This is a genomic window from Streptomyces sp. NPDC019443 (genome assembly GCF_044389785.1).
Lineage (GTDB): Bacteria > Actinomycetota > Actinomycetes > Streptomycetales > Streptomycetaceae > Streptomyces.
Window position 1 is genome coordinate 1 of the sequence record NZ_JBIRYJ010000036.1, and the last position, 19757, is coordinate 19757.

Consider the following 19757-nt stretch of genomic DNA (forward strand, 5'->3'; position numbering starts at 1 on the left):
TGCTGGACCGGCGTCTGCACCACCTGCCAACAGCCCCTTCCCAGCAGGACACACACGACGCCAAGATCGAGACAGACCTAACGGAGTCCTACTAGAGAACAGGATTAGGCCAGGTCACTCGTCCTTCTCGCTCTGACGTCCCTTCTCGTCCTCGCCCTTGTGTCCTTCCTTCCTGCCGTCTTCCTCTTCGTTGTCGCTCCACTGGCCGGCTGAGGCGTCGTCGGGAGTGGGGAGGCGGCGGGGGCCGTGTCGAGATCGCGGCTCGGCGTCGGTTCCGTATCAAGGTGCGCCGGGGCGGATGTCTCCTCGCCAGGGCTGTTCGCCGAGCTTTTGTCGGGTGAGAACCACGCCACGCCGATCAGCACGGCGGCGAGGAAGGAAGGGCGCGGCACCGGCGACGGCGCTCGCCACCAACCTTGATCCGATCGATCCTGCGATCCAACTCGACGTCGACGGAACAACTTCACCGTATGAGTGAGGTGGTGGGGGGACCGCGAGGGCAGCGGCCGTGCCGATGTCCCTGCCCTTCTGGACCGGTCAGGCAGCCTGGGTGAGTTCGGCTCGTCCGAACAGGAGCGCGTAGCCGGAGGGGAGCTGGGCGAGGACGCGGTCGAGGAGGCCGGGGCCGGCGAGGTGGGCGACGGTGGCGAAAACGGCTCCGGTGTCCCAGCGTGCTGTGGCGGGGGTGCCGCCCGTGCGGGTGGCGAGGTCCTTGACGAAGCCCCAGCCGGTGAGTGATTCGGTGTCGGGGATCTGGGCGGTGAAGGTGAGGGCGGCCTCGGTGGGGAGGCGGGCGGCGAGGTCGACCCGTTCGTCGCCGGTGAGCTGACGGCCGAGGGCGGCCAGCACGGCGCGTGTGACGTCCTCGGCTCGTTCGCGGGTGGGATACGCGCCTTCGTAGCGGATCCTGTCCAGCATCTGATTGAACGTCATGCCCGGTGTGGTCGGGGCCGGTTCGGGTAGGGGCAGCATCGGTGGAGTGGTTGCCTTTCTCGTCCTGAGGCTTCTCTTGGGTGCGAACGGGGCATGCACCGGCCTGCGCTGCTGAACTCGCGAGGGGGGCTGGCCTCTCCCCGCGTCAGGTGCGCTCGGGGCGGCCGAAGAGGAGGTCGTAGCCCGGGGGAAGCTGGAGCAGGATGCGGCGGGTGAGTTCCTCACCCGCCGCGTCGGCGGTCACGCTCAGCACGGCGCTGACATCCCAGGTCGCGGTCTGTTCGGTGGCCCCCTCGATCCAGGCCGCGGTGGCCCGCACGAACCGGTCCGCAGCGAGGGGTTCAGCGGCCTGCAGTGGGTTGAGCAGGATCATGGCGAAGGTGTCGGGGAGCCGGGCTGCCAGCGCGGCCCGGACCTCACCCACCAGATGTGCGCCCAGCAGCGCCAGAACGGTGCGTGCTGCCCGTTCGGCTTCCTGGTGTGTGCCGTACTCGCCGCGTTCCTGCACCTGGTCGAGGAACGCTTCCCATCGCATGGCGACCACTGCCCCCTTCCGTCATGGTGCTGGTACGAAGCGCGGAGGACGGGTCTGGAGGGGGAGATCACTTCCCGTCCTCCGCCGCTGGCTCGGGTGAGTGTGGCTCAGCCGCTGATCTGCTTGTGCGCGGACTCCCCGCCGATGGCGATCTTGCGGGGCTTGGCGCGCTCGGCGATCGGAATCCGCAGGGTCAGGACCCCGGCGTCGTAGTCGGCACTGATGCGCTCAGTGTCCAAAGTATCGGCCAGAACCAGCTGGCGGGAGAAGACGCCCAGCGGCCGCTCGGAGAGCTCCATCTGCACATCATCGGCCTTCGCGACCGGTCGCCGCTCGGCCTTGACGGTCAGCATGTTCCGCTCGACGTCGATGTCGATCGCATCCTTCGCGACACCGGGCAGATCGAAGGCGATCACGTACTCCTCGCCCTCGCGATAAGCGTCCATCGGCATCGCCGAGGGCCTGGACCACGTACCGGCTGCCCCCGTCAGCTGCTGGGCGAGCCGGTCGAGTTCGCGGAACGGGTCGGTGCGCATCAACATCGCGAAACACCTCCAAAGGGTCGGGCAGGAACTGCCAATGCGCTTCACCTGACACCGTTGTAACATGTCATCCAAACGATGACAAGCATGATGTCGTCAGAAGGGTGACACCTACGAAAGGGACTCCATGACCGCAGCCGACCAGCCCAGCAACCCCACATCCTTCTTCGCCGCCGCGGCAGCGCTGAGCACGATCAACGAGGCCGTACGCACCGCGCAGAGGCCACAGACCGGTCCCGAACCCGGGCGGGCCAGCTCAGAGCAGGCCCTGGCTACTCTGGTTCTGCTGCGCGAGCTGCGCGAGCAGCTCGCCGGATGGGAGCCGGGACTGATCGAAGCAGCCCGTACGGCGGGCGCCAGCTGGGCCGACCTTGCCCACCCCCTCGGAGTCGCCAGCCGGCAGGCCGCCGAACGCCGCTACCTGCGCGTACGCCCCGGAACTCCCGGCACCACCGCCGAACAGCGCGTACAGGCGACCCGCGGCCGCCGCGCCGCCGATCGCAGCGTTACCGCCTGGGCCCGCGACAACGCCGCCGACCTACGCCAGATCGCCGGCCAGATCACCGCCCTCACCGACCTCACCGACCTCCCCACCGGCGCCCGCACTCCCCTTGCCAGGCTCGCGGAAGCCCTCGCCGACAATGACGCTGCCAACCTCGTCGGCCCACTGACCGACACCCACACCTACCTGAAGGCCCACCATCCAGATCTCGCGTCCCGGATAGACACCATCACCCGGCATACCGATCAGCTCCGCCAAGACGTCGGCGACCACCGCTGAAAGGCGTCGTACACCAACCCCTACCGGCTCGGGCTGATCAAGCTGCTGGGCATGCTGGAGTTTCGCTCTTCCAACCACGCCCACCGGCCCATGATCGAGGCACTGGCACCGGTGGCCAGGTACGCGAACGCCGGGAACACGACCTACTACCCGCTGGGCGAGACGGTGCGGGTCCACAAGGCGATGGGCGGGGACTGGGCGGAGGTCGGGCACCGCACCGACAAGCGCGGCCGGCGCCAGCTTTCCAGCGCCTGCCAGGCCACCCCACCGGCTCGCGTTGGTCGGGCTGGCCCTCCCCCACCTGGTCCACCTGGTCCACGCCGACCTCGGCCGCCCCCTCCGAGGATCCCTCACCAACTGCCAGTAGTTCCCCAACGCCCAGCACCTCGCCGAGGCGCACTGCCTCCGGAACCCACGCCCCGGCTGGTGCATGCGGCCGTACCGGACCGTCCGCGAGCCCGACGCAATCGCCTAGCTCATACGCCTCGTGAGGACCCTGGCCGGATCGTGCGGGCGCGCTGCATGGGTCCGGTCCCCAGCAGGACGGAGCAGGCAGGAGGATCGGGCGTCGGACCTGTGGCGGGGGCCCGGTAGCGGGGTGGCGCAGTTCTTCGTTGATGCGCTGGGCTTCTTCGCGTTGGTCTTCGAGGATGACGATGCGGCAGCCCGCCTCGACGAGGGAGCCCTGGTGACGAGTTCGCGGGCGCGGTGCCCGGTTGAGGTCCAAGCCTCGGACCGGCTTGCCCTCCCACCACCTATGAACGCGGCCGAGCGGCCAGGCATGCGCACCTGTTCTTCCTGTGCGGAGCCGCCGAGGCGGTCGACTGCACGGCGTTGGCTCGCCACGGTCGGCGTCGAATCCGGTCGCCGCGGCGTGCCTGGGCCGCGACGCGAGGGAATTCCTGGGCTCCAAGACTGCCCGGATCGCGCGGTTCATGGGCCCGGACACGCACCGCCGACTATCACGATCGGCGAGGCGGAGCCGAAGCGGAAGGACTGCGACAGAGACAAGGCCTGGCCGTCGAAGCCGGTCATGACACCGCGCAGTTGCAGGAGCTGATGGAGGTCATGGCGCCGGACGTGGTCCTGATCGCCGATGGTGGCGGGGCTGTGACCGCCGCTCTGGCTCCGATCCACGGGGTTCAACCGGTGGCGAAGTTGCTCGCGCCCGCGAACCGGGCGCTGGCCGCGTTCGAGACGAAGACCGTATGGCTCAACGGCGCGCCTGCGGGCGATCGAGATCGACGGCGAGCCGGGCCGCGGTGAGCCTCGTGGTGGAGAACGGGCGGTCACCCGCGTCTACGTGGTGTGAAACCCGCGGAAGCTGACGAGGCTGGATGAACTGGCCGAAGTCGCCAGGCAAGCCCCCTGCTGCTCCGGCGTCGTGAGTGTCCCGGACGGTTGGAACCGCTCGGACCACTCACGACCGCACGGTGGTCAGACGTCGAAGTCGGCCGAGTTCGTCGGCGCTCCAGCGGACCGCATCAAACGAATGCCTCACTCCTGATCAAGTGGTGGAATCATCGGGCCTTCGGTCAGAGGCATGGCTTCGTGACGGGTGGAGGCTGGAAGTGGTTGACGGCTGGGAGTGGGACGAAACCTTGTTCTCAGGAACGGCCGGCTATTACCAGCACGGGCGGCTGCCTTATGCCCCTGGGCCGGTGGAGATGCTGGCCGAGGTTCTCAAGCTCGACGGGAGCGGACGTCTCATCGACGTGGGATGTGGACCAGGCACCCTCGCCCTGAGCTTGGCGCATTTGTTCAGTGAGGTCGTCGGTGTGGACCCGGACAGCGGGATGATCGCCGAAGCCGGACGCCAGGCCGAAGATGCTGGAGTGATCGGGAAGTCGGAATGGGTGCAGGCCCGAGCCGAGGATCTTCCGGCAGGCCTCTGCGCGTTCACTGTGGCGGTCTTCGGCCAGTCCTTCCATTGGATGGACCGCGACCTGGTGGCGGCAACCATCCGGGACATGCTCCGGCCGGGAGGGACGTTGGTGCACATTTCTGACCTGAAGACCGAGACCCGCAGCGTTGACGGTCTTCCGTATCCGGCCGTGCCTTATGCCGCACTGGACCGGCTGGTCAAGCACTATCTGGGACCGGTGAGGCGCGCCGGCCGCGGGGTGCTGCCGCAAGGGACGCCCGGGGGCGAGGCGGCGGCGCTCGCCCGGGCCGGGCTCCTGGGCCCTGAGCGGCATGTCGTTTCCGGCGGGCAGGCGCTTGAACGCAGCTGCAGCCACCCGTCCCGAGGTCGCAGAGAACCCACTCGATGCCCGTACGCAGCCGTGCCTGTTCCCGCATCCCCTCCGCCGGGTCCACACCGCACAGCCGTCCGCCATGACCGGCCTCCCGGGCGGAGTGCAGCAGCGTGCCGGTGCCACAGCCGGCATCCAGCACGGACCGGGCGAACATCACCAAGGGCAGATAGAAGCCGAAGCGCCCCGGTCCTCGGCCGGGTTGAGTACGTCGTACAACGCGCCGAGACCGGGATCGGCGAACAGATGGCCAGGCATCGCGCCGTCCTGTCAGGCCAGTTGGTCACACCGCCTGCCAATTTTGCCTGCCATCATGGACGGATGCGTGTGCTGATGCCGGTCCCCGACCGCGATTTCGACGTCACCGAAGTGGCCGTGCCCTGGCGGATGCTCACCGGCGCCGGGCACCAGGTCGTCTTCGCCACCGAGCACGCGGGCACGCGGCCCGCGGCGGATCCGAGGCTCCTGACAGGTGTGCTCTTCGGGCAGCTCGGCGCGGAGAGGGAACCGAAGGCTTTCTACGAACAGCTTGGCCGGTCCGAGGAGTTCAGCGCCACCGTGGCGTGGGCGGATCTCGACGTGACGGGCTTCGACGGGCTGATCCTGCCCGGCGGTCACGCACCAGGGATGCGGCAGTACCTCGGCTCCGCCGGGCTGCAGCAGCAGGTCGCGAGGTTCTGGGCGCTGGACAGGCCCGTCGGGGCGATCTGCCACGGCGTGCTGGTCCTGGCGCGGGCGCGTGAGGACGGCTCAGACCGGAGTGTGCTCGCGGATCGCCGTACGACATGTCTGCCGAAGTACATGGAGCGGACGGCCTATCTGACGACGGCTTGGCGGCTCGGCCGTTACTACCGGACCTATCCCGCCTACGTGGAGGACGAGGTCAGGGCCGCACTGGCCGACCCGGGCGGGCAGTTCGAACGCGGCCCCAAGTCCCTTACTACCCGCGGGACAGCCACGGACGACACTCCCGCGTTCGTCGTGGAGGACGGCAACTACCTCTCCGCCCGCTGGCCGGGCGACGCGTACCTCTTCGCCCGCCGCTTCATCAAACTCCTGGACCCCCCGCCGCCCTGACCCCCGTACCACCCGGGGCCACTGCCGGTGGGCCTGCGCCACCTCACGCCGCATGCCGTGCGCGCCGCCGTCGCCAGGTCCAGGTTCGTGGTCTCCGGGGCCAGGAAGTGCGACACCACTCCCCCGAGCGCCAGCACACCCGCGCCGACGAGCAGCACGAACTCCACACCGAAGCGGTCGAGTCCCATCGGGAGCAGGAAGGTGCCCACCGCCGCACCGACGCGGCTCATCGCCGTGGCGAAGCCGACTCCGGTCATGCGGACCGATGTCGGGAACACCTCCAGGGAGCAGACCGCAGTGAGCGCGCTGGACGCGGCGTTCAGGAAGATGAAGAAGAGGAAGCCCGCGACGATCACAAACGTCGACTCCAGCCAGAGAGCGGCAAGCGCCAGACCGGCGTTCGAGGGATCCACCAGGGCCTCGGTCGTGGCTTGGAAGCGGGTGCAGACGAGCGCCCCCGCGGCGCCCAGCGCCAGGGCCGCCGCGACACCGCGGCCGTCGGCGATCCCAGTACCGGCACTGGTGCCGCAAGATCCACCACGACCGGCACGAACGGCAAGGTAGAACGCCCTTGTCGGGCCCCATGCCCACCGCTTTCGGTGCCCTGCGCCACGATGACATCGGCGCCGAGGTCAACCGCCCGTTTGGCCTCCTCCAGGTCGGTCACCTGAGTGATCAGCACCGTGCCCGCCGCGCGGATGCGCTCAGCGAACGGGCTCGGGTCCCCGAAGGACAACATCACGGCCCTGGCCCCACACGCGGTAGCCGGTGGCCGGCGTCTTGGCGAGCTCCTCGCGAGCGTCTTCGCGGACGACGAACCGGTCCTATAGTCCCTGCCCCTGCCAACGGCCGCAACGTCGGCGGTCCCGGCTCAGGCGAAGAGGGCTTCGACGGCGTCCAGTTCAAAGCCATGGGCGACGCAGTCGGCGGAGACGTCGCCGCCGCAGTACACACATGGCTCACCGCCACCGGCCATCTCGATCCTGACGCAGTCATCGTGAACCTGGAGATCCGCGCGTGGAAGCCCCGAAGGTACTGCATCGGCGCTTGAGAACGGGCCGGGACCGGTATGCGAGTGCCCCTCCTTCGTCGGCATCCCCGTGCTCGACGGCCCGACCTGGCCGCTGGACCGGCGTTCCCGCCCTCCGACCACGATCCGTTCGTGGAACCGGGCCTGCCGCACGAGATGGCGACGCGCGCGATGGAGTGATCGTCGGCAAGGTATCTTCCTCCCGCGGCACGTCGAGCGTCTCTCCGCGCCGCGTCAGGGAGGGAAGAAATGCGCGTTTCACTGCTTCGGCGCCTGGCCACGATGGCCACGACGCTGGGGCTCACCTCGCTCGGGCTCCTCGGTGCGGGCGCGACGCCCGCACAGGCCGCGATCAGCGACTGCCCGTCGGGCTATTTCTGTGCCTGGAAGACCGACAACGGCACGGGCACCATGTTCAAGACGAACGCGAACAAGGCGACACTGGGGACGTGGGACAACACGTTCCAGTCCGTCGTGAACCGCACGTCCAAGTTCGCCTGCCTGCACGACGACACGAACTACAGCCGGAACGGCGGCGTCTCCATCTGGGACCCCGACCCCGCGGGTACCGAGTGGGGCTACTCCCACCGCACCGTCAGCTCGGTGAGCCTCGTCCCCACCGAGCGGGAGTGCTTCCTCCCGGCCTACCCGGAGTGGTACGCCACGACCGCGCCCCAGGCGGCGGGCTTCGGTGACCTGAACGCCGACCTCCGGGCCGACGTCCTCGTCCGGGACAAGGCGGGCCGGCTGTGGTTCCTGCGCGGCGACGGCACCGGGCAGCTGGTCGGCAACAGTGGCTGGAACGCCATGAACGTCCTCGTCCGCCACGGCGACTTCAGCGGTGACGGCCGCGAGGACGTGATCGCCCGCGAGGCGTCCACCGGGACGCTGTGGCTGTACCCGGGCGCCGGCACCGGCAGCCTCGGTGCGCGCAAGCTCATGGGCAACGGCGGCTGGAACGCCATGAGCGGGATCGTCGCCTACGGTGACCTCTCCGGCGACGGCCGCTCGGACGTGCTGGCCGTCGAGAAGGTCACGGGCAAGCTCTGGCTGTACCCCGGCACCGCCGCAGGCACCCTCGGTGCCCGCAAGCTCATCGGCAGCAGCGGCTGGACCGGCATGAGCGCCCTGGTGGGGGCCGGCGACATGAACGGTGACGGCCGTGCGGACCTGATCGCCCGCAAGGCCTCCACCGGGGAGCTGTGGCTGTACCCGGGCAAGGCCGGGGCCCTCGGGTCCCGTGTGCTGATCGGCAAAAGCGGCTGGAACGGCATGGACACGTTCCTGGGCCTGGGCGATGTCACCGGCGACGGCCGTGCCGACCTCGTCACCACCACCAAGAGCAGCTATGTCGGCCAAGGCTGCCGAGGCGTCGGCTGCCAGCTCGTGTACCCGGGCAGCGGCAACGGCGCGCTGGACCCGCGCGAGGAGACGGCCACCGACTGGTGGAACCTGAACGGCTTCTTCTGACCGAGGGAAAGGCCTCCGCTTCCGGGCGGAGGTCCTTTCGCACGTGAGGGCGCGGTCATCGTGATCTGCTGGCCGTCGGCTATGCGCAGGGCGCCGTAGACCCAGGTCTTCTCCGGGCCGCGGCCGTAGTCGAGCTCCTTCTTGATGCGGTGTCCGTCCGGCGACCAGCCCGGCATCGGCGGGAAGGTACCGGGGATCAACGGTCCGAGCTCGTCGGCGCAGACGACCGTCGCGCCGTCGGGCGGGCAGGTGTAGAGCTCGATGGTCCGCGTCCTTTCCCTCAAAGTCCCGGTCCTTCGAGCGGGTCCAGGAACGGGTGCGGCGCCAACGCACGCCCTCGGCCAGCAGGATCCTGCGCACCTGCGACCGGCCGACCTCGATTCCCATCGTCCGGGCTTGTTGGGACAGTGCATCCAGCGTCCATTCCGGCGGCCCCGCCGCGTCCTCTGCGGCGAGTTCGCCGTCGGCCTGCGTGGTCAGTCGACCTGGCGGTGGCCGTTTGATCAAGCCAATGATTCTCAACCGCTCGGCCTCGGTAATCCGCCGCAGTCCGGGTTCCATCGACCACTGTCTGACGGCTGCCCTGCCTGTTGCCGGAACGACCTGTGGGCCGTCGGGGCGGCGACTCGGCATCGAGCCCGGGGGCGCCGCGAATGGCTGGGACCCGTCAGGCTCTTCGCGCGAGTTGGCCACTTTGATTTCCTCTTGACCAGTAGCCTCGGCCAGATCGTGGGCGAGCGGGTAGGGCCAGCGGCCCAGAACCTCCCGGGGGACCAGTTCGTTGAGCCGCTCGACCTGCTCTCCCAATGATCAGAAGGACTCGTCGTGAGCAGTGGTATCCCAGGAGTGGAAGACAGCTGTATCAGCGCATTCCAGGAGCTGAAGAGCGAGCGGGAGATCAACACAGTGATCTACCGGCTCGGTGACAATCTGGAGACCGTCATCCTCGACTTCAAGGGAAACCTGACGCACGACGAACTACTGGAGTCTCTGCCAGCCGCCGAGCCTCGGCTTGTCGTTTACGACCTGGTCTTCGCGACGTCGGACGGGAGCCGGAGGCAGATGATTGTGATGATCTCCTGGTGCCCCGAGGCCACGGAGATCAAGCAGAGGATGGTGCACTCCTCCAGCTACGACACGCTCCGGAACATGCTCGACGGTGTCCAGGTCTACGTACAGGCCACGGAGCTGTCCGACGTGGAGTACGACGCACTCGTATTCCGGGCTTCTTGACCCAGCCACAGCCTCCTTGGCCTGTGGCGGTTCAACGGCCTTCCTTGCCGAAGCCTCGAATCCGCGCAGCACGGGGTCCCGGTCTTGGGCGCCCAGCACGGGAGCCCAGGCGGGTGCATGGGCGGGTGCATGGGCGGGGGGCAGGCAGCTTCATTTTTGCGGGTGTCGCGGAGCTGGGCATAGGGGGCTCTCTTGCTCCGGCGGGTGGCCGGCTTCGATGGCGCGGCCGCGTGCGCGTTCGGCGTTGAACTCCAGGCCGACGAGGATGGCGATGTTGGAGAGCCACAGCCAGATCAGGAAGATGACGACTGCGGCCAGGCTGCTGTATGTCTTGTCGTAGGTGCTGAAGTTCGCCACGTGCTGGGCGAAGGCGGCGGAGGCGATGATCCAGATGACAACCGCGAAGATGCTGCCGGGGCTGACCCAGTGGGAAACGGCGTTTCACGTTCGGGGCCGCCAAGTACGGCAGCGCGATGACCAGACTGAACGCCGGGATGCCGAAAAGGCCGTCACGGTCGTCATCGAGGACATCCACTTCCAAGTCTTCCACGGTAAGACGAACTCGCTGTCAGCCCCCGCAAGAACCCCTGCCGATAACCCGGCTCTACGTCAAAGGCATGGGCACCCAGAAGAATCGTCGGGCGTCTCCTGACGAGAAGCCGTCAAGAAGGAAGTACTGAGACCTCGCAGGACAGCTGTCCGCTCCCGACGGCTGCCCGCTGTGGCGGCCTTCAGTGGATGCTGTCGTGCCTGCCTACGGGCGGGCAGGGTCAGGGCTGTTCGGGCGGATTCAGCGCTCGACGTGAGCCGCTCGCATGTCACATTGCATCCGCTTCGCTACTTGGGGCTATCTATGGGGTCAAACCAGGCACTGCTGTTGTCCTGGAGACCCTTCGCTCCTGCCCTGGAGGTTCCATGCGCCCGCCCCACCGCCTTACAGCCAAGATCGCCGCCGCTGTCGCTCTCGCAGCCGCGGGCAGCCTGATCGCATTCCATCCAAGCGCCTCCGCGGTTTCAGCCGCACCGGTACATGCCGTCTTCGCTGACGTCCAGTCCGCCGCGGCTGTGACGGGCTCGGTGCGCATCAGCCTGTCGGCCGGCGGCACTGTCACCATTCCCGCCTCAAAGCTCTCCGTCGGCGCCACCTTTGACACCGGGGCCCAGGTGTCGCTGGTCTCGACGGTGACCAACAACACCAACGCCACCCTGGTCTTCTCAGGTGGCGGCAGCGCCAGCATTACGGTCGCACCGGGTGCTTCAGCGAGTGTCAGCGCACTCGCCAGCGGCAGCTTGAAGATCAGCGTCGCCTAACGGGCAGACACCGGCGGTTGGTCCATCCCCCCATGCGCGGGAGCACCCTTATCGACCTGCGGTGCTTTCCCGCGACACGCTATGGAATTGGGTGTCCCGGTTGGGCCACCCCGCTTCGACGCGCCATGCCACCCGAGCCCCTACCACCAGGGGCCCAAGTGGTAGCGCCGGTCATCAGATTGGTCGAGTATCGGCGCGGAGCGCAGGAGCAATGCCGCGCTGACCCAGACGTGGACACGTTCGTCGCCGAGCTGCTCGCCGTACCGGCCTACTACGCGCACATAGGCCCGGCGAACCCCGCCGGGCCCGCGCAAGTTGACCTCACCCCGCGAGCGGGCTGCGCGCGAATCGCTGCATCGCTACTGGACGCAGCGGGCCGGCACTGGCGGCTGATGCCGTACTAGCGGCAGGTTGCGGCCACATTGCCGCTCACCTCCTCCACATGGCGCAGCGCCGCCGGCCGGTGCCCGCCTTGAAAGCTCGCGTTCGGTCATCATGCAGGTCTCCTAGATACGAGAGACCCACCTGTCAATAACGTCCGTCAGTTTTAGAGTGTGCCGTCTCATGAGGTTGGTTCCGCGAGTGGCGGCAGCCTTCGCGCAGAAGTCCACCCGTGTCGGTGGCGGCCGGTACGCCCGCTGCACGTCGGCCTGACTCCGAGTCGTACCCGCCCATGCAGGGTGTGGCGACTGAGGACAAAGGGTGCCGCCTCACGTGTTGCAGCCGTCTGTCGGTGGTCGGGGCGGACTGCGTGCCCAGCGACGGTGTGGACGACGGGTGCACGCCCTCGCTCGACAAGGGGGACGTGGTCAGCAAGGAGACCTACCTCTTCGCCCGCCCGGTCGACAAGATCGGCGACTGACCGGCGAGAGGCCGATCCCTCACCGGTCCGTCGGCCCACCGCCATCCCGGCGCCGGGGCGATGAACAACGACGATCACCACTCTCAAAGGCCTCAGTACGCGACCTGCCGGGACTTTGATCAGAGCGACGAGGTGAGTCGATACACCCCCGGCGACCACACATGGTGACACCGGTCCACCCTCACCGAGGAATACGCGACACCGCAACATGCGAGCTCACCACTCCCCGGGGCCGACGCCACAGGGCTGGCCTTCCGGTATCAGCCAACGAGCAGCGGAACATCCCGCCGCCCATGAGCTGGATCAGCCGATCGTCTTGGACGCGCCGCACGACCATGTGCTGCCGGAACTGCCCGAGTTCTTCCAGGAGCACAAGGTGGCCTTCCCGCTGATGAATGTGCCAGGGAAGGACTTCTGGCGCGTGGCGAACGTGTACGCCGTATTGTTGCCGACCGTCGCGAACGGGATGTTGTAGGTGCCGGTCGTCGATGTGATGTTGATGTAGAGAGCGCTCGACCCCCTGTGGAATCCGGTGTCCTCGATTGTCCCGTTGGCCTTGACGACCCCGGTCTCGACCACGATCGAGCCGCTGTAGTCGCCGTCGACGCTGGCGAGGGTGACCCGCTGCCGGACCTCGACCGCTGACGCCGGCGCAGCCAACGCGAAGGCGGCCGCGGCCGCAGCCGTGGTCACTCCGAATCCCTTGAACAACAGACGCATTGTCTTCCCCTTCAGTCTTCGCTACTGACGGCCTCAAGGGTGGTGAAGGCGGAGAAGGGCAGCAATAGGCGGGAGCTGTCCCGGACAGAGTATGGGTTGTCCGGCCTGGTCAGAACCTTGTCCGAGAGGTGTCCGAGACAAGTGCCGATGCGCTCCCCTGGTCACCCCTTCGGCGGGGCTTGAGCGTTCGATCACGCGTCAAGATCGCGACTCGGGGCCGCGTGCACGCATTTACCGCGGCAGAACCAGAGCGGGGGCACAGGTAGCGCTCGAATGGGCAGCCGCGCCGGAGAGCGAGGCGCGGTCCGGCTGCCGCGCGCCCAGGTCGTGCCGCTGTCACCCCCACCGTCGTCGTACGCCGCGGCGGCCGAGCGGTACCTCACCGACGCAGGCATCGCGAAGTCCGGGCCAGTCGTTGCCGATCCAGGCCCGCTGGTACATCCAGCGGGCGAGCGCGAACCACTGGTCGAACTCGAACTTCGTGTACCCGTACTCCTTGCGGATCTGCTCCTAGTGATCCCAGCGGGCCTCACCGGTGCCGTACCCGGCGAGCTCGCCGGGGTCCAGACCGAGCTGCTCGGCGACATAACCGACCACCACGGCGGGCACCTCCTCGGGATTCTCCAGGAAGGGGCCCAGGTAGCGGATGGTGCCGAGCTGAACGGCCCAGCCGATCCGGTTGCGCCCGCTGCGGGCGGCCATTGCCCGGCGCCGTGCGGTCTGATCCAGCAGGAAGGACCCGGCGAGCTGTCCCTCGTCCGGGTCCTCGGTGAAGTGACCGAAGCGCCTGCGCTGTTCGTCGCTCAGAAAGTTGGTGGGCACCGCCCGCTCCTTGACCTGTCGGCGTGATTCGCGCGCGACGGTGCCAGGTGACCTGACGGTGCGTGAGACGATCTCTGATTCCAGACCAGAGCAATACCCCATGTGATAGACCAGGTCACGAACCCGGCGCACGATCAGCCGGGCCGTGACCCGGTCGGCTGATCGTGCGGCTGGCGAACGCGGTCTACGCGGAGCGGTCTGCTTGCTGAGCCCCGGCTCTTGTGCGGTCAGCAGGCGGCGACGGCCTCAGCGGCTTCTGTCTCGTCCGCGACCGCGGAGGGCGTGTTCTTGGGGCCGCGGAAGGCGACGTAGACGAACAGGACGCCCATGACGGCGGCGCCTACCCACATGGCCTGCTGCCAGCCGTCGACGAAGGACTGCTGCGCCGCGTGGAGCACGTCTGGTGCATGCAGGCCGGTGCTGCCCGCCGCTTCAACGGCGTTGGCGACGCCTTCCCGGGCGGTGTCCGCGGCCCCCCTGGGGATGCCGTGCAGCCTGTCGTCGATGGCGCTGCGGTAGCCGGCGGACACGAGCGCGCCGAGCAGGGCGACGCCGAGTGCGGTGCCGAACTCGCGGGTGACGTCGTTGAGGGCGGAAGCGACACGCTGCTTCTCGCGCGGCAGGGAGGCGGTGATGGCCTCCGTGGACGGGGTCATCGACAGGCCCATGCCGACGCCCATGGCGAGCAGGCCGGGCAGGATGGACAGATAGCCGCCGCCGACGGAGACGAACAGGGCCATGAGCGCGATGCCGACGCCGGCCATCGCAATGCCCACCACCATGGTCGAGCGAGCGCCGATGCGGGCGGCAAGCCTGGGGGCCAGGCCGGAGGCCATCATCATCATGACGGCCATGGGCATCATCGCCACCGTGGACAGCAGCCCTGACCAGCCGAGTACGGCCTGGAAGAACGGGAAGAGGACCACGCCGATGCCCCCCTGGACACCGAAGACCACCAGAAGCGTGATCGAGCCGCCGGCCAGACCGCGCTACCGGAACAGCCGCACGTCCAGCAGCGAGGCGTCGCGGCGGTGCAGCTCCCAGGCTACGAAACCGACAGTGGCGATGAGGCCGACGGCGAGGCTGATCAGCGTCTCGGGGGCGGTCCAGCCGCGTTCGGGGCCCTCCTGCAGGACGAAGATGAGGCCGACTACGGCGACGGTGGAGACCAGCGCGCCGACAGTGTCGAATCGGTGGGCCGAGGTCTCGCGGGAGTTGGGAACCGACTTCACCGTCATGGCCAGGGCCACGAGGGCCAGGACCACCGGCAGGACGAACAGCCAGCGCCAGTCGGCGACGTCGACGAGGAGCGCGGAGAGGAACATGCCCAGGATGCCGCCGCCTCCGGCGACACCGGTCCACACGCCGATCGCCTTGCCGCGCTGCTCTTCGGGGAAGGTGGAGGTGATGACGGCAAGCGTGATCGGCATGATCATCGCGGCGCCGATACCGCTGGCCACGCGCGAGGCGAGCATCACCTCCGCCGTCGGGGCCAAAGCCCGCGACAACGGTGGCGATGCCGAAGACCCCCAGTCCGGCGATGAGCATGGGCTTGCGGCCCAGGCGGTCGCCGACAGCGCCGAGCGGCAGCAGCAGCGCGGCCAGGGCAAGGGTGTAGATGTTGATGATCCACAGGACCGTGCTCTGGGAGGCGCCAAATTCCACGGCCATGTGGGTCTGCGCGACGTTCAGCCCGGTCACCGAGGCGACGACCGCCATCAGGGCGATGGAGACGGCGATCAGGATCGTGCGCAGCTGACGCGCGTCGGGGACACCTCCGCCGCTGGCTTGCACGGCCCGTACGGGCTGGCTCGTACTCATGGATTCCTCTCAAAATGGGCATGTCGAGTCAGCGCCGGAGCAGCGCCGGTCGCCGAGTGAAGGGGTGGGCGGGGCCCGGGCTCCGCGCGCATCGCCGGGTGCGGTCGAGCGGTGGGCCGGTGCCGTGCCAGGACGTCAGGGGGCGAGGGTCTCGCCCTGGGCTGCGGCGAGGGCCGCGTCGGTGTCGGCGGTGGCCAGCAGGCCGTTGATGTGGGAGCCGGCCAGGGCGCCGGCCGCTGCGGAGGCGCCGACCTGGGCGGCAAGGTCGGTGGCGTTGCCGGCCACCCACACACCCGGCACCTCGGTGGTGCCGGCCATGCCGGAGGCGAAGCGGCGGCCCATGTTGTCGGGCAGGTCCTCCATCGGCAGCTTCAGACCGTCCAGGCCCTCGATGCGGGCCTGCATCTGCGTGGCGACCGCAAGGACGCGACGGGCCACGACCTGGCCGTCCGTCAGGCGCACCCCGGCGAGGGTGCCGTCCTCGTCGCTGATGACTTCCCGCACCGGCGTGTCGACGATGCGGATGCTGCGGGCGGCGAAGCGGGCGCGGGTGTCCTCATCCAGGTGAGTGCCGTGGCTGAAGTAGGCCAGGTCCTCGGTCAGCTGGCGGAACAGGAGTGCGTGGGCGATGGAGGCCGGGCCGATGGCAAGGATGCCGATGGGCTGATCGCGCACCCCCCAGCCGTGGCAGTACGGGCAGTGCACCACCCCGTGGCCCCAGTGCCCTGCGAGCCCGGGAACCTCGGGCAGCACGTCCCGCAGGCCGGTGGCCACCAGGACCCGGCGCGCACTCACGCTCCGGCCGTCGGCCAGGGTGATGGTGAACCGCAGATCCCCGTCAGCCGACGGGGCGGCGGGCTCGGCGGAGGCCACCTCGCCGAAGACGACGCGCCCGCCGTACTGGCGCACCTGCTCCCGGCCCCGCCGAAGGATCTCAAGGGGCGGGGTGCCGTCCAGGACGATGAAGCCGTGCATGGCCTCGGCCGGCGCGTTGCGCGGGGAGCCGCTGTCGATCACGACGACCGAGCGGCGGGAGCGGGCGAGCATCAGCGCACCGTTCAGCCCCGCGGCGCCCCCGCCGATCACCACCGCGTCGACGGTCCGACCGGGCAGTGCGTCGCTCGCGTACGGAGAAGTCGTCACAGCCATGTCCTCCCACCCTTTCCTCGTGCGTGGCCCCAGACGTTGCGGACCACCTGCACACGACGCTAACCCCGCATTGCATCAAGGGCATACAATGTTGCTCATGGCGCAAGAAGGTGGAGAGCTGGACAGCCTCGTACGCAAACGCATCCGCGCTCTGCGGGTGGCGCAGGGCTGGTCGCTGGAGGAACTGGCCACCCGCGCCCACCTCAGCCAGTCCTCACTGAGCCGCATCGAGAACGGCCAGCGCCGCCTCGCACTGGATCAGCTGGTCACTCTCGCCCGCGCCCTGGACACCACGCTGGATCAGCTCGTGGAGACCGCCACCGACGACGTAGTCACCAGCCCGACGATCGACAGCACCCACGGCCAGATGCGCTGGACCGTCAAGGCCGACCCCGGGATGAGCGTGGTGCGCCAGCGCATGACCGAACCACCACCCGAGAACCCGGCGCGCATGCGTGCCCACCCGGGGCATGAATGGCTCGTCGTCCTGTCCGGCACCGCGATCCTCATGCTCGGCCACCGCCGCTTCCGCCTCGAGACCAACCAGGCCGCCGAGTTCCCCACGATGATGCCGCACGCCATCGGCGCCGAGGGCGGGCCCTGCGAGATCCTGGGCATCTTCGACCGCGACGCCCGCCGCGGCCACCAGCGCGACGGCGGCGACGCTCAGGGCGCTCCCGAATGACGGCACGGCCCGCGCGACGGCCTCCGCAGCGGTGACCTCTTGCGCGTCGGGCAGCACCCCCGACCATCGTATTGCGTAAACGGGAAGATTTCGTGCCGCAGGCGCATAACCGTCTTAGCGTGAAGAGCATGAACAACGCACAGACGCACGGCGCTTCGCACGGTCACCACCACGAGCACGGAACCGCCGGCCAGGCGGAGATCCTCGACCTGGACGCCGAGGTCCTCGCCGAGCACACCGCCTCCATCACCGCATGGCTGCCACTGCATACCGGCCCCCACCACATCGTGGACCTGGGCTGCGGCACGGGCGCGGGCACCTTCGCCCTCCTCGACCGCTTCCCCGACGCGCACGTCACCGCCGTCGACACCTCCGCCGAACACCTGCAGCGCCTGCGCACCAAGGCGTGCGCCCGCGGCGTCCAGGAGCGCGTACGCACCGTGCAGGCCGACCTCGACGACGACGCCTGGCCCGACCTCGGCTCACCGGACCTGGCATGGGCGTCGGCCTCGATGCACCACATGGCCCACCCCGACCGCGCACTGCGCACCGTCCACGACACGCTCGCGCCCGGCGGCCTTTTCGCCGTCGTCGAACTGGTCGGCCACCCCCGCTTCCTGCCCGAAAACGCCCCCAAGGACCGGCCCGGCCTGGAAGAGCGCGTCCACGCCGCGGCCGACCGCCTCCAAGCCGAACACATGCCCCACCGCGGCGCCGCCTGGGGCCCGATGCTGACCGCCGCCGGCTTCACAGTCGAGGACGAACGCACCATCGCCGTGAACATCGAAGGCTCCCGCAGCGAAGCGATCGGCCTCTACGCCACCGGCGTCCTGCAGCGCATCCGCAGCGTCATCGCCGAAAGGCTCTCCCCCGAGGACCTCACCGCGCTCGACCAGCTCCTCGACACCAGCAGCCCGCACAGCATCCTGCGCCGCGACGACCTGACGGTACGCACCGAGCGCACCGTCTGGGCCGCCCGCCGCACCTGACCCCGAACACGAGGTGCCGGTTAAGAACGCTGTCACCAGTCGCAAACGAGGGGGTGTCACGTCCGGCGGGGTCGCGCTCAGCAACGCGTCGGGCGACTGCGTAGACGCCGGGTCGGGCGTACCGCCCCAGAGAGCAGACGGAGGCATGCCGTGCCGCCACTGCTCTCGGGGCAACCGCGCTCCAGCAGCGGCACAATCACCTTCGCGAGAGCGAGGCACTTGCTTGTCCATCGCGTTCAGCACCATGGCGCCGAACGAGGGATCAAGGACAAGGGCAGTGAGGAACCAGCCCGGCACGTCCGTGTGACGCAGGGTCATTCTCACAAATGACCATCTCTGCGAGTTCTGCGAGACCCCCTCGAGGTGATCACGTTTCCGCAGGTCGCCATTCGCAGAAGTCCTCTCAGAACTCGGGGGTTCTGCGAGACACTTCGGACACACTGATCGCGTCGATCTGGCGCCCAATCAAGCCGCAGCTGCGGTAGAACGAAACGACTGCCCGAAGTGCGAGGTGCCCGGCGGGAGTCCGTGCCGCACGCGCGGCGGGAAGACCGCCTCGAAGTACCACACCCCGCGCTTCGTTCTCATTGCCGCGCTGCGCGAGGAACTCGAAGTGCCCGTGCCCGCCGACCGTGGACCCGGACGGCCGTGGAAGGAAGGACCGGCGCCCGCCGCCGTGCCCGCCCAGCGCGGCAGCAAGCCCATCCGCATCGGCTACGCAAGGACGTCGACCGCGAGGCAGGAACTGGCGAGCCAGCTCGAAGCCCTCGCCGCGGCCGACTGCCACAAGATCTACTCCGAGCAGATCAGCACCCGGATCAAGGTGCGGCCCGAGCTCGAGGCCGCGCTCAAGCTGGCCCGCGAGTTCAAGGAGGCCGCCCCGGACACCCCGGTCATCTTCACCGTCCACGAGCTCAAGCGCCTGGCCCGCAACGCGGCCGAACTGATGACGCTGTCGACCGAGCTGCAGGCCGCCGGCATCCAGCTCGAACTCCTCACCGGCCCGCTCACCGGGATCTACGACCCCAATGGCATGGGCGCGATGTTCTTCGCCGTGCTCGCCGTCGCCGGGCAGATCGAGCGCAACTACATCCGGGAGAAGACCCTCGAAGGCCAGGTCACCGCCGCGAAGAAGGGCAACCACGGCGGACGACCCAAGGTCATCGACGACGACATGCTCACCTTCGCCCAGGCGCTGAAGGACAAGGGCGTCCCCGTCCCCGACATCGCGAAGAAGCTCACCATCAAGACCGGCAAAAACGCGGGCACGAGCCCATCGGTCGCCTCGCTGTACCGCGCCTTGGCCCAAGCCGAGCAGGAGACGGAGGTGGCCTCGTGAGCGCAGGAGCGGAAGCCCACCTCACAGGTCGTCAAAAGATTTGACGGCTACACCGGTTTTCTGTTCCGTTCCTACTCGGCCCCATGCCTCCAGCAGACCGCCGCACACCCCCGGGGACCTACTGATCCGTACGGCCCCGCATAGACCCGGACGCCGCAGGTCACCGGCCTATGTGAACCGGCGCAACGCTGAACGGCCCAAGG

19 protein-coding genes and 4 pseudogenes are annotated in these 19757 nt (G+C 68.7%); 12 read left to right on the forward strand and 11 right to left on the reverse strand.

Going from position 1 to position 19757, the window contains the following annotated elements; genetic code table 11:
• Positions 1–537 precede the first annotated feature (537 nt).
• The 3 genes from ACH492_RS39605 to ACH492_RS39615 all read right to left on the reverse strand — a co-directional run bounded on the left by ACH492_RS39605 (position 538) and on the right by ACH492_RS39615 (position 2010).
• Complete coding sequence (locus ACH492_RS39605) at positions 538–933, reverse strand: DUF2267 domain-containing protein (RefSeq protein WP_398994240.1); 396 nt, start codon at positions 931–933, stop codon at positions 538–540.
• A 145-nt stretch (positions 934–1078) separates the two neighbouring features.
• On the reverse strand, positions 1079–1468 hold the full coding sequence (locus ACH492_RS39610; protein WP_398994242.1) for a DUF2267 domain-containing protein: 390 nt from the start codon (positions 1466–1468) through the stop codon (positions 1079–1081).
• Positions 1469–1575: 107 nt separating this feature from the next.
• On the reverse strand, positions 1576–2010 hold the full coding sequence (locus ACH492_RS39615) for an Hsp20/alpha crystallin family protein (RefSeq protein ID WP_398994244.1): 435 nt from the start codon (positions 2008–2010) through the stop codon (positions 1576–1578).
• A 127-nt stretch (positions 2011–2137) separates the two neighbouring features.
• On the opposite strand from ACH492_RS39615, the gene ACH492_RS39620 reads away from it, so the two are divergent.
• The 3 genes and pseudogenes from ACH492_RS39620 to ACH492_RS39630 all read left to right on the forward strand — a co-directional run.
• Positions 2138–2791 (forward strand): type III effector protein, encoded by a 654-nt coding sequence (locus tag ACH492_RS39620; RefSeq protein WP_398994246.1) that lies wholly within the window; start codon positions 2138–2140, stop codon positions 2789–2791.
• A 1059-nt stretch (positions 2792–3850) separates the two neighbouring features.
• A complete protein-coding gene (locus ACH492_RS39625) occupies positions 3851–4057 on the forward strand; it encodes a hypothetical protein (protein WP_398994248.1) in 207 nt (68 codons plus the stop codon).
• A 305-nt stretch (positions 4058–4362) separates the two neighbouring features.
• A pseudogene (locus tag ACH492_RS39630) lies at positions 4363–5022 on the forward strand (class I SAM-dependent methyltransferase); the annotation flags it as partial.
• A gap of 76 nt (positions 5023–5098) precedes the next feature.
• Here ACH492_RS39630 and ACH492_RS39635 read toward each other — a convergent pair.
• A pseudogene (locus tag ACH492_RS39635) lies at positions 5099–5203 on the reverse strand (SAM-dependent methyltransferase); the annotation flags it as partial.
• A 164-nt stretch (positions 5204–5367) separates the two neighbouring features.
• Between ACH492_RS39635 and ACH492_RS39640 the strand changes: the two are divergent.
• Positions 5368–6123 (forward strand): type 1 glutamine amidotransferase domain-containing protein, encoded by a 756-nt coding sequence (locus ACH492_RS39640; protein ID WP_398994268.1) that lies wholly within the window; start codon positions 5368–5370, stop codon positions 6121–6123.
• Here ACH492_RS39640 and ACH492_RS39645 read toward each other — a convergent pair.
• Both ACH492_RS39645 and ACH492_RS39650 read right to left on the reverse strand, forming a co-directional pair.
• Entirely contained in the window at positions 6042–6593 is a 552-nt protein-coding gene (locus ACH492_RS39645) for an MFS transporter (RefSeq protein WP_398994270.1), read from the reverse strand. The genes ACH492_RS39640 and ACH492_RS39645 overlap by 82 nt on opposite strands.
• Entirely contained in the window at positions 6476–6862 is a 387-nt protein-coding gene (locus ACH492_RS39650) for a nitronate monooxygenase (RefSeq protein ID WP_398994272.1), read from the reverse strand. Before ACH492_RS39650 ends, ACH492_RS39645 begins: the two co-directional genes overlap by 118 nt.
• 540 nt (positions 6863–7402) lie before the next feature.
• Between ACH492_RS39650 and ACH492_RS39655 the strand changes: the two genes are divergently transcribed.
• Both ACH492_RS39655 and ACH492_RS39660 read left to right on the forward strand, forming a co-directional pair.
• A complete protein-coding gene (locus ACH492_RS39655; RefSeq protein WP_398994250.1) occupies positions 7403–8623 on the forward strand; it encodes an FG-GAP-like repeat-containing protein in 1221 nt (406 codons plus the stop codon).
• A gap of 825 nt (positions 8624–9448) precedes the next feature.
• Positions 9449–9856 (forward strand): actin-binding ADF family protein, encoded by a 408-nt coding sequence (locus ACH492_RS39660; protein ID WP_398994252.1) that lies wholly within the window; start codon positions 9449–9451, stop codon positions 9854–9856.
• Between the two features lie 150 nt (positions 9857–10006).
• Here ACH492_RS39660 and ACH492_RS39665 read toward each other — a convergent pair whose 3' ends face one another.
• Positions 10007–10264: a YihY/virulence factor BrkB family protein gene (locus tag ACH492_RS39665; RefSeq protein WP_398994274.1), complete on the reverse strand. Its 258-nt coding sequence runs from the start codon at positions 10262–10264 to the stop codon at positions 10007–10009.
• Here ACH492_RS39665 and ACH492_RS39670 point away from each other — a divergent pair.
• From ACH492_RS39670 to ACH492_RS39680, 3 genes and pseudogenes are all read left to right on the forward strand, one after another.
• A complete protein-coding gene (locus tag ACH492_RS39670; protein ID WP_398994253.1) occupies positions 10197–10508 on the forward strand; it encodes a hypothetical protein in 312 nt (103 codons plus the stop codon). The genes ACH492_RS39665 and ACH492_RS39670 overlap by 68 nt on opposite strands.
• 263 nt (positions 10509–10771) lie before the next feature.
• Positions 10772–11167, forward strand: a complete 396-nt coding sequence (locus tag ACH492_RS39675; protein ID WP_398994255.1) for a hypothetical protein — start codon at positions 10772–10774, stop codon at positions 11165–11167.
• Positions 11168–11344: 177 nt separating this feature from the next.
• Positions 11345–11544 (forward strand): annotated as a pseudogene (locus ACH492_RS39680) (MBL fold metallo-hydrolase); the annotation flags it as partial.
• Between the two features lie 788 nt (positions 11545–12332).
• On the opposite strand, the gene ACH492_RS39685 reads toward ACH492_RS39680, so the two are convergent.
• From ACH492_RS39685 to ACH492_RS39700, 4 genes and pseudogenes are all read right to left on the reverse strand, one after another.
• Positions 12333–12749, reverse strand: a complete 417-nt coding sequence (locus ACH492_RS39685) for a hypothetical protein (protein WP_398994257.1) — start codon at positions 12747–12749, stop codon at positions 12333–12335.
• A gap of 510 nt (positions 12750–13259) precedes the next feature.
• Entirely contained in the window at positions 13260–13571 is a 312-nt protein-coding gene (locus tag ACH492_RS39690) for a DUF4158 domain-containing protein (RefSeq protein ID WP_398994259.1), read from the reverse strand.
• 227 nt (positions 13572–13798) lie between these two features.
• Positions 13799–15392: pseudogene (locus tag ACH492_RS39695) on the reverse strand (MFS transporter).
• A 135-nt stretch (positions 15393–15527) separates the two neighbouring features.
• Entirely contained in the window at positions 15528–16541 is a 1014-nt protein-coding gene (locus ACH492_RS39700) for an NAD(P)/FAD-dependent oxidoreductase (protein ID WP_398994261.1), read from the reverse strand.
• A gap of 97 nt (positions 16542–16638) precedes the next feature.
• Here ACH492_RS39700 and ACH492_RS39705 point away from each other — a divergent pair, with 97 nt between their 5' ends.
• The 3 genes from ACH492_RS39705 (at position 16639) to ACH492_RS39715 (ending at position 19554) form a co-directional block, all read left to right on the forward strand.
• Entirely contained in the window at positions 16639–17226 is a 588-nt protein-coding gene (locus tag ACH492_RS39705) for a helix-turn-helix domain-containing protein (protein WP_398994263.1), read from the forward strand.
• 128 nt (positions 17227–17354) lie between these two features.
• Positions 17355–18215, forward strand: coding sequence for a class I SAM-dependent methyltransferase (locus ACH492_RS39710; protein WP_398994265.1), 861 nt, complete (start codon positions 17355–17357; stop codon positions 18213–18215).
• Positions 18216–18726: 511 nt separating this feature from the next.
• A complete protein-coding gene (locus ACH492_RS39715; RefSeq protein WP_398994267.1) occupies positions 18727–19554 on the forward strand; it encodes a recombinase family protein in 828 nt (275 codons plus the stop codon).
• The last annotated feature ends 203 nt before the right edge of the window (positions 19555–19757 follow it).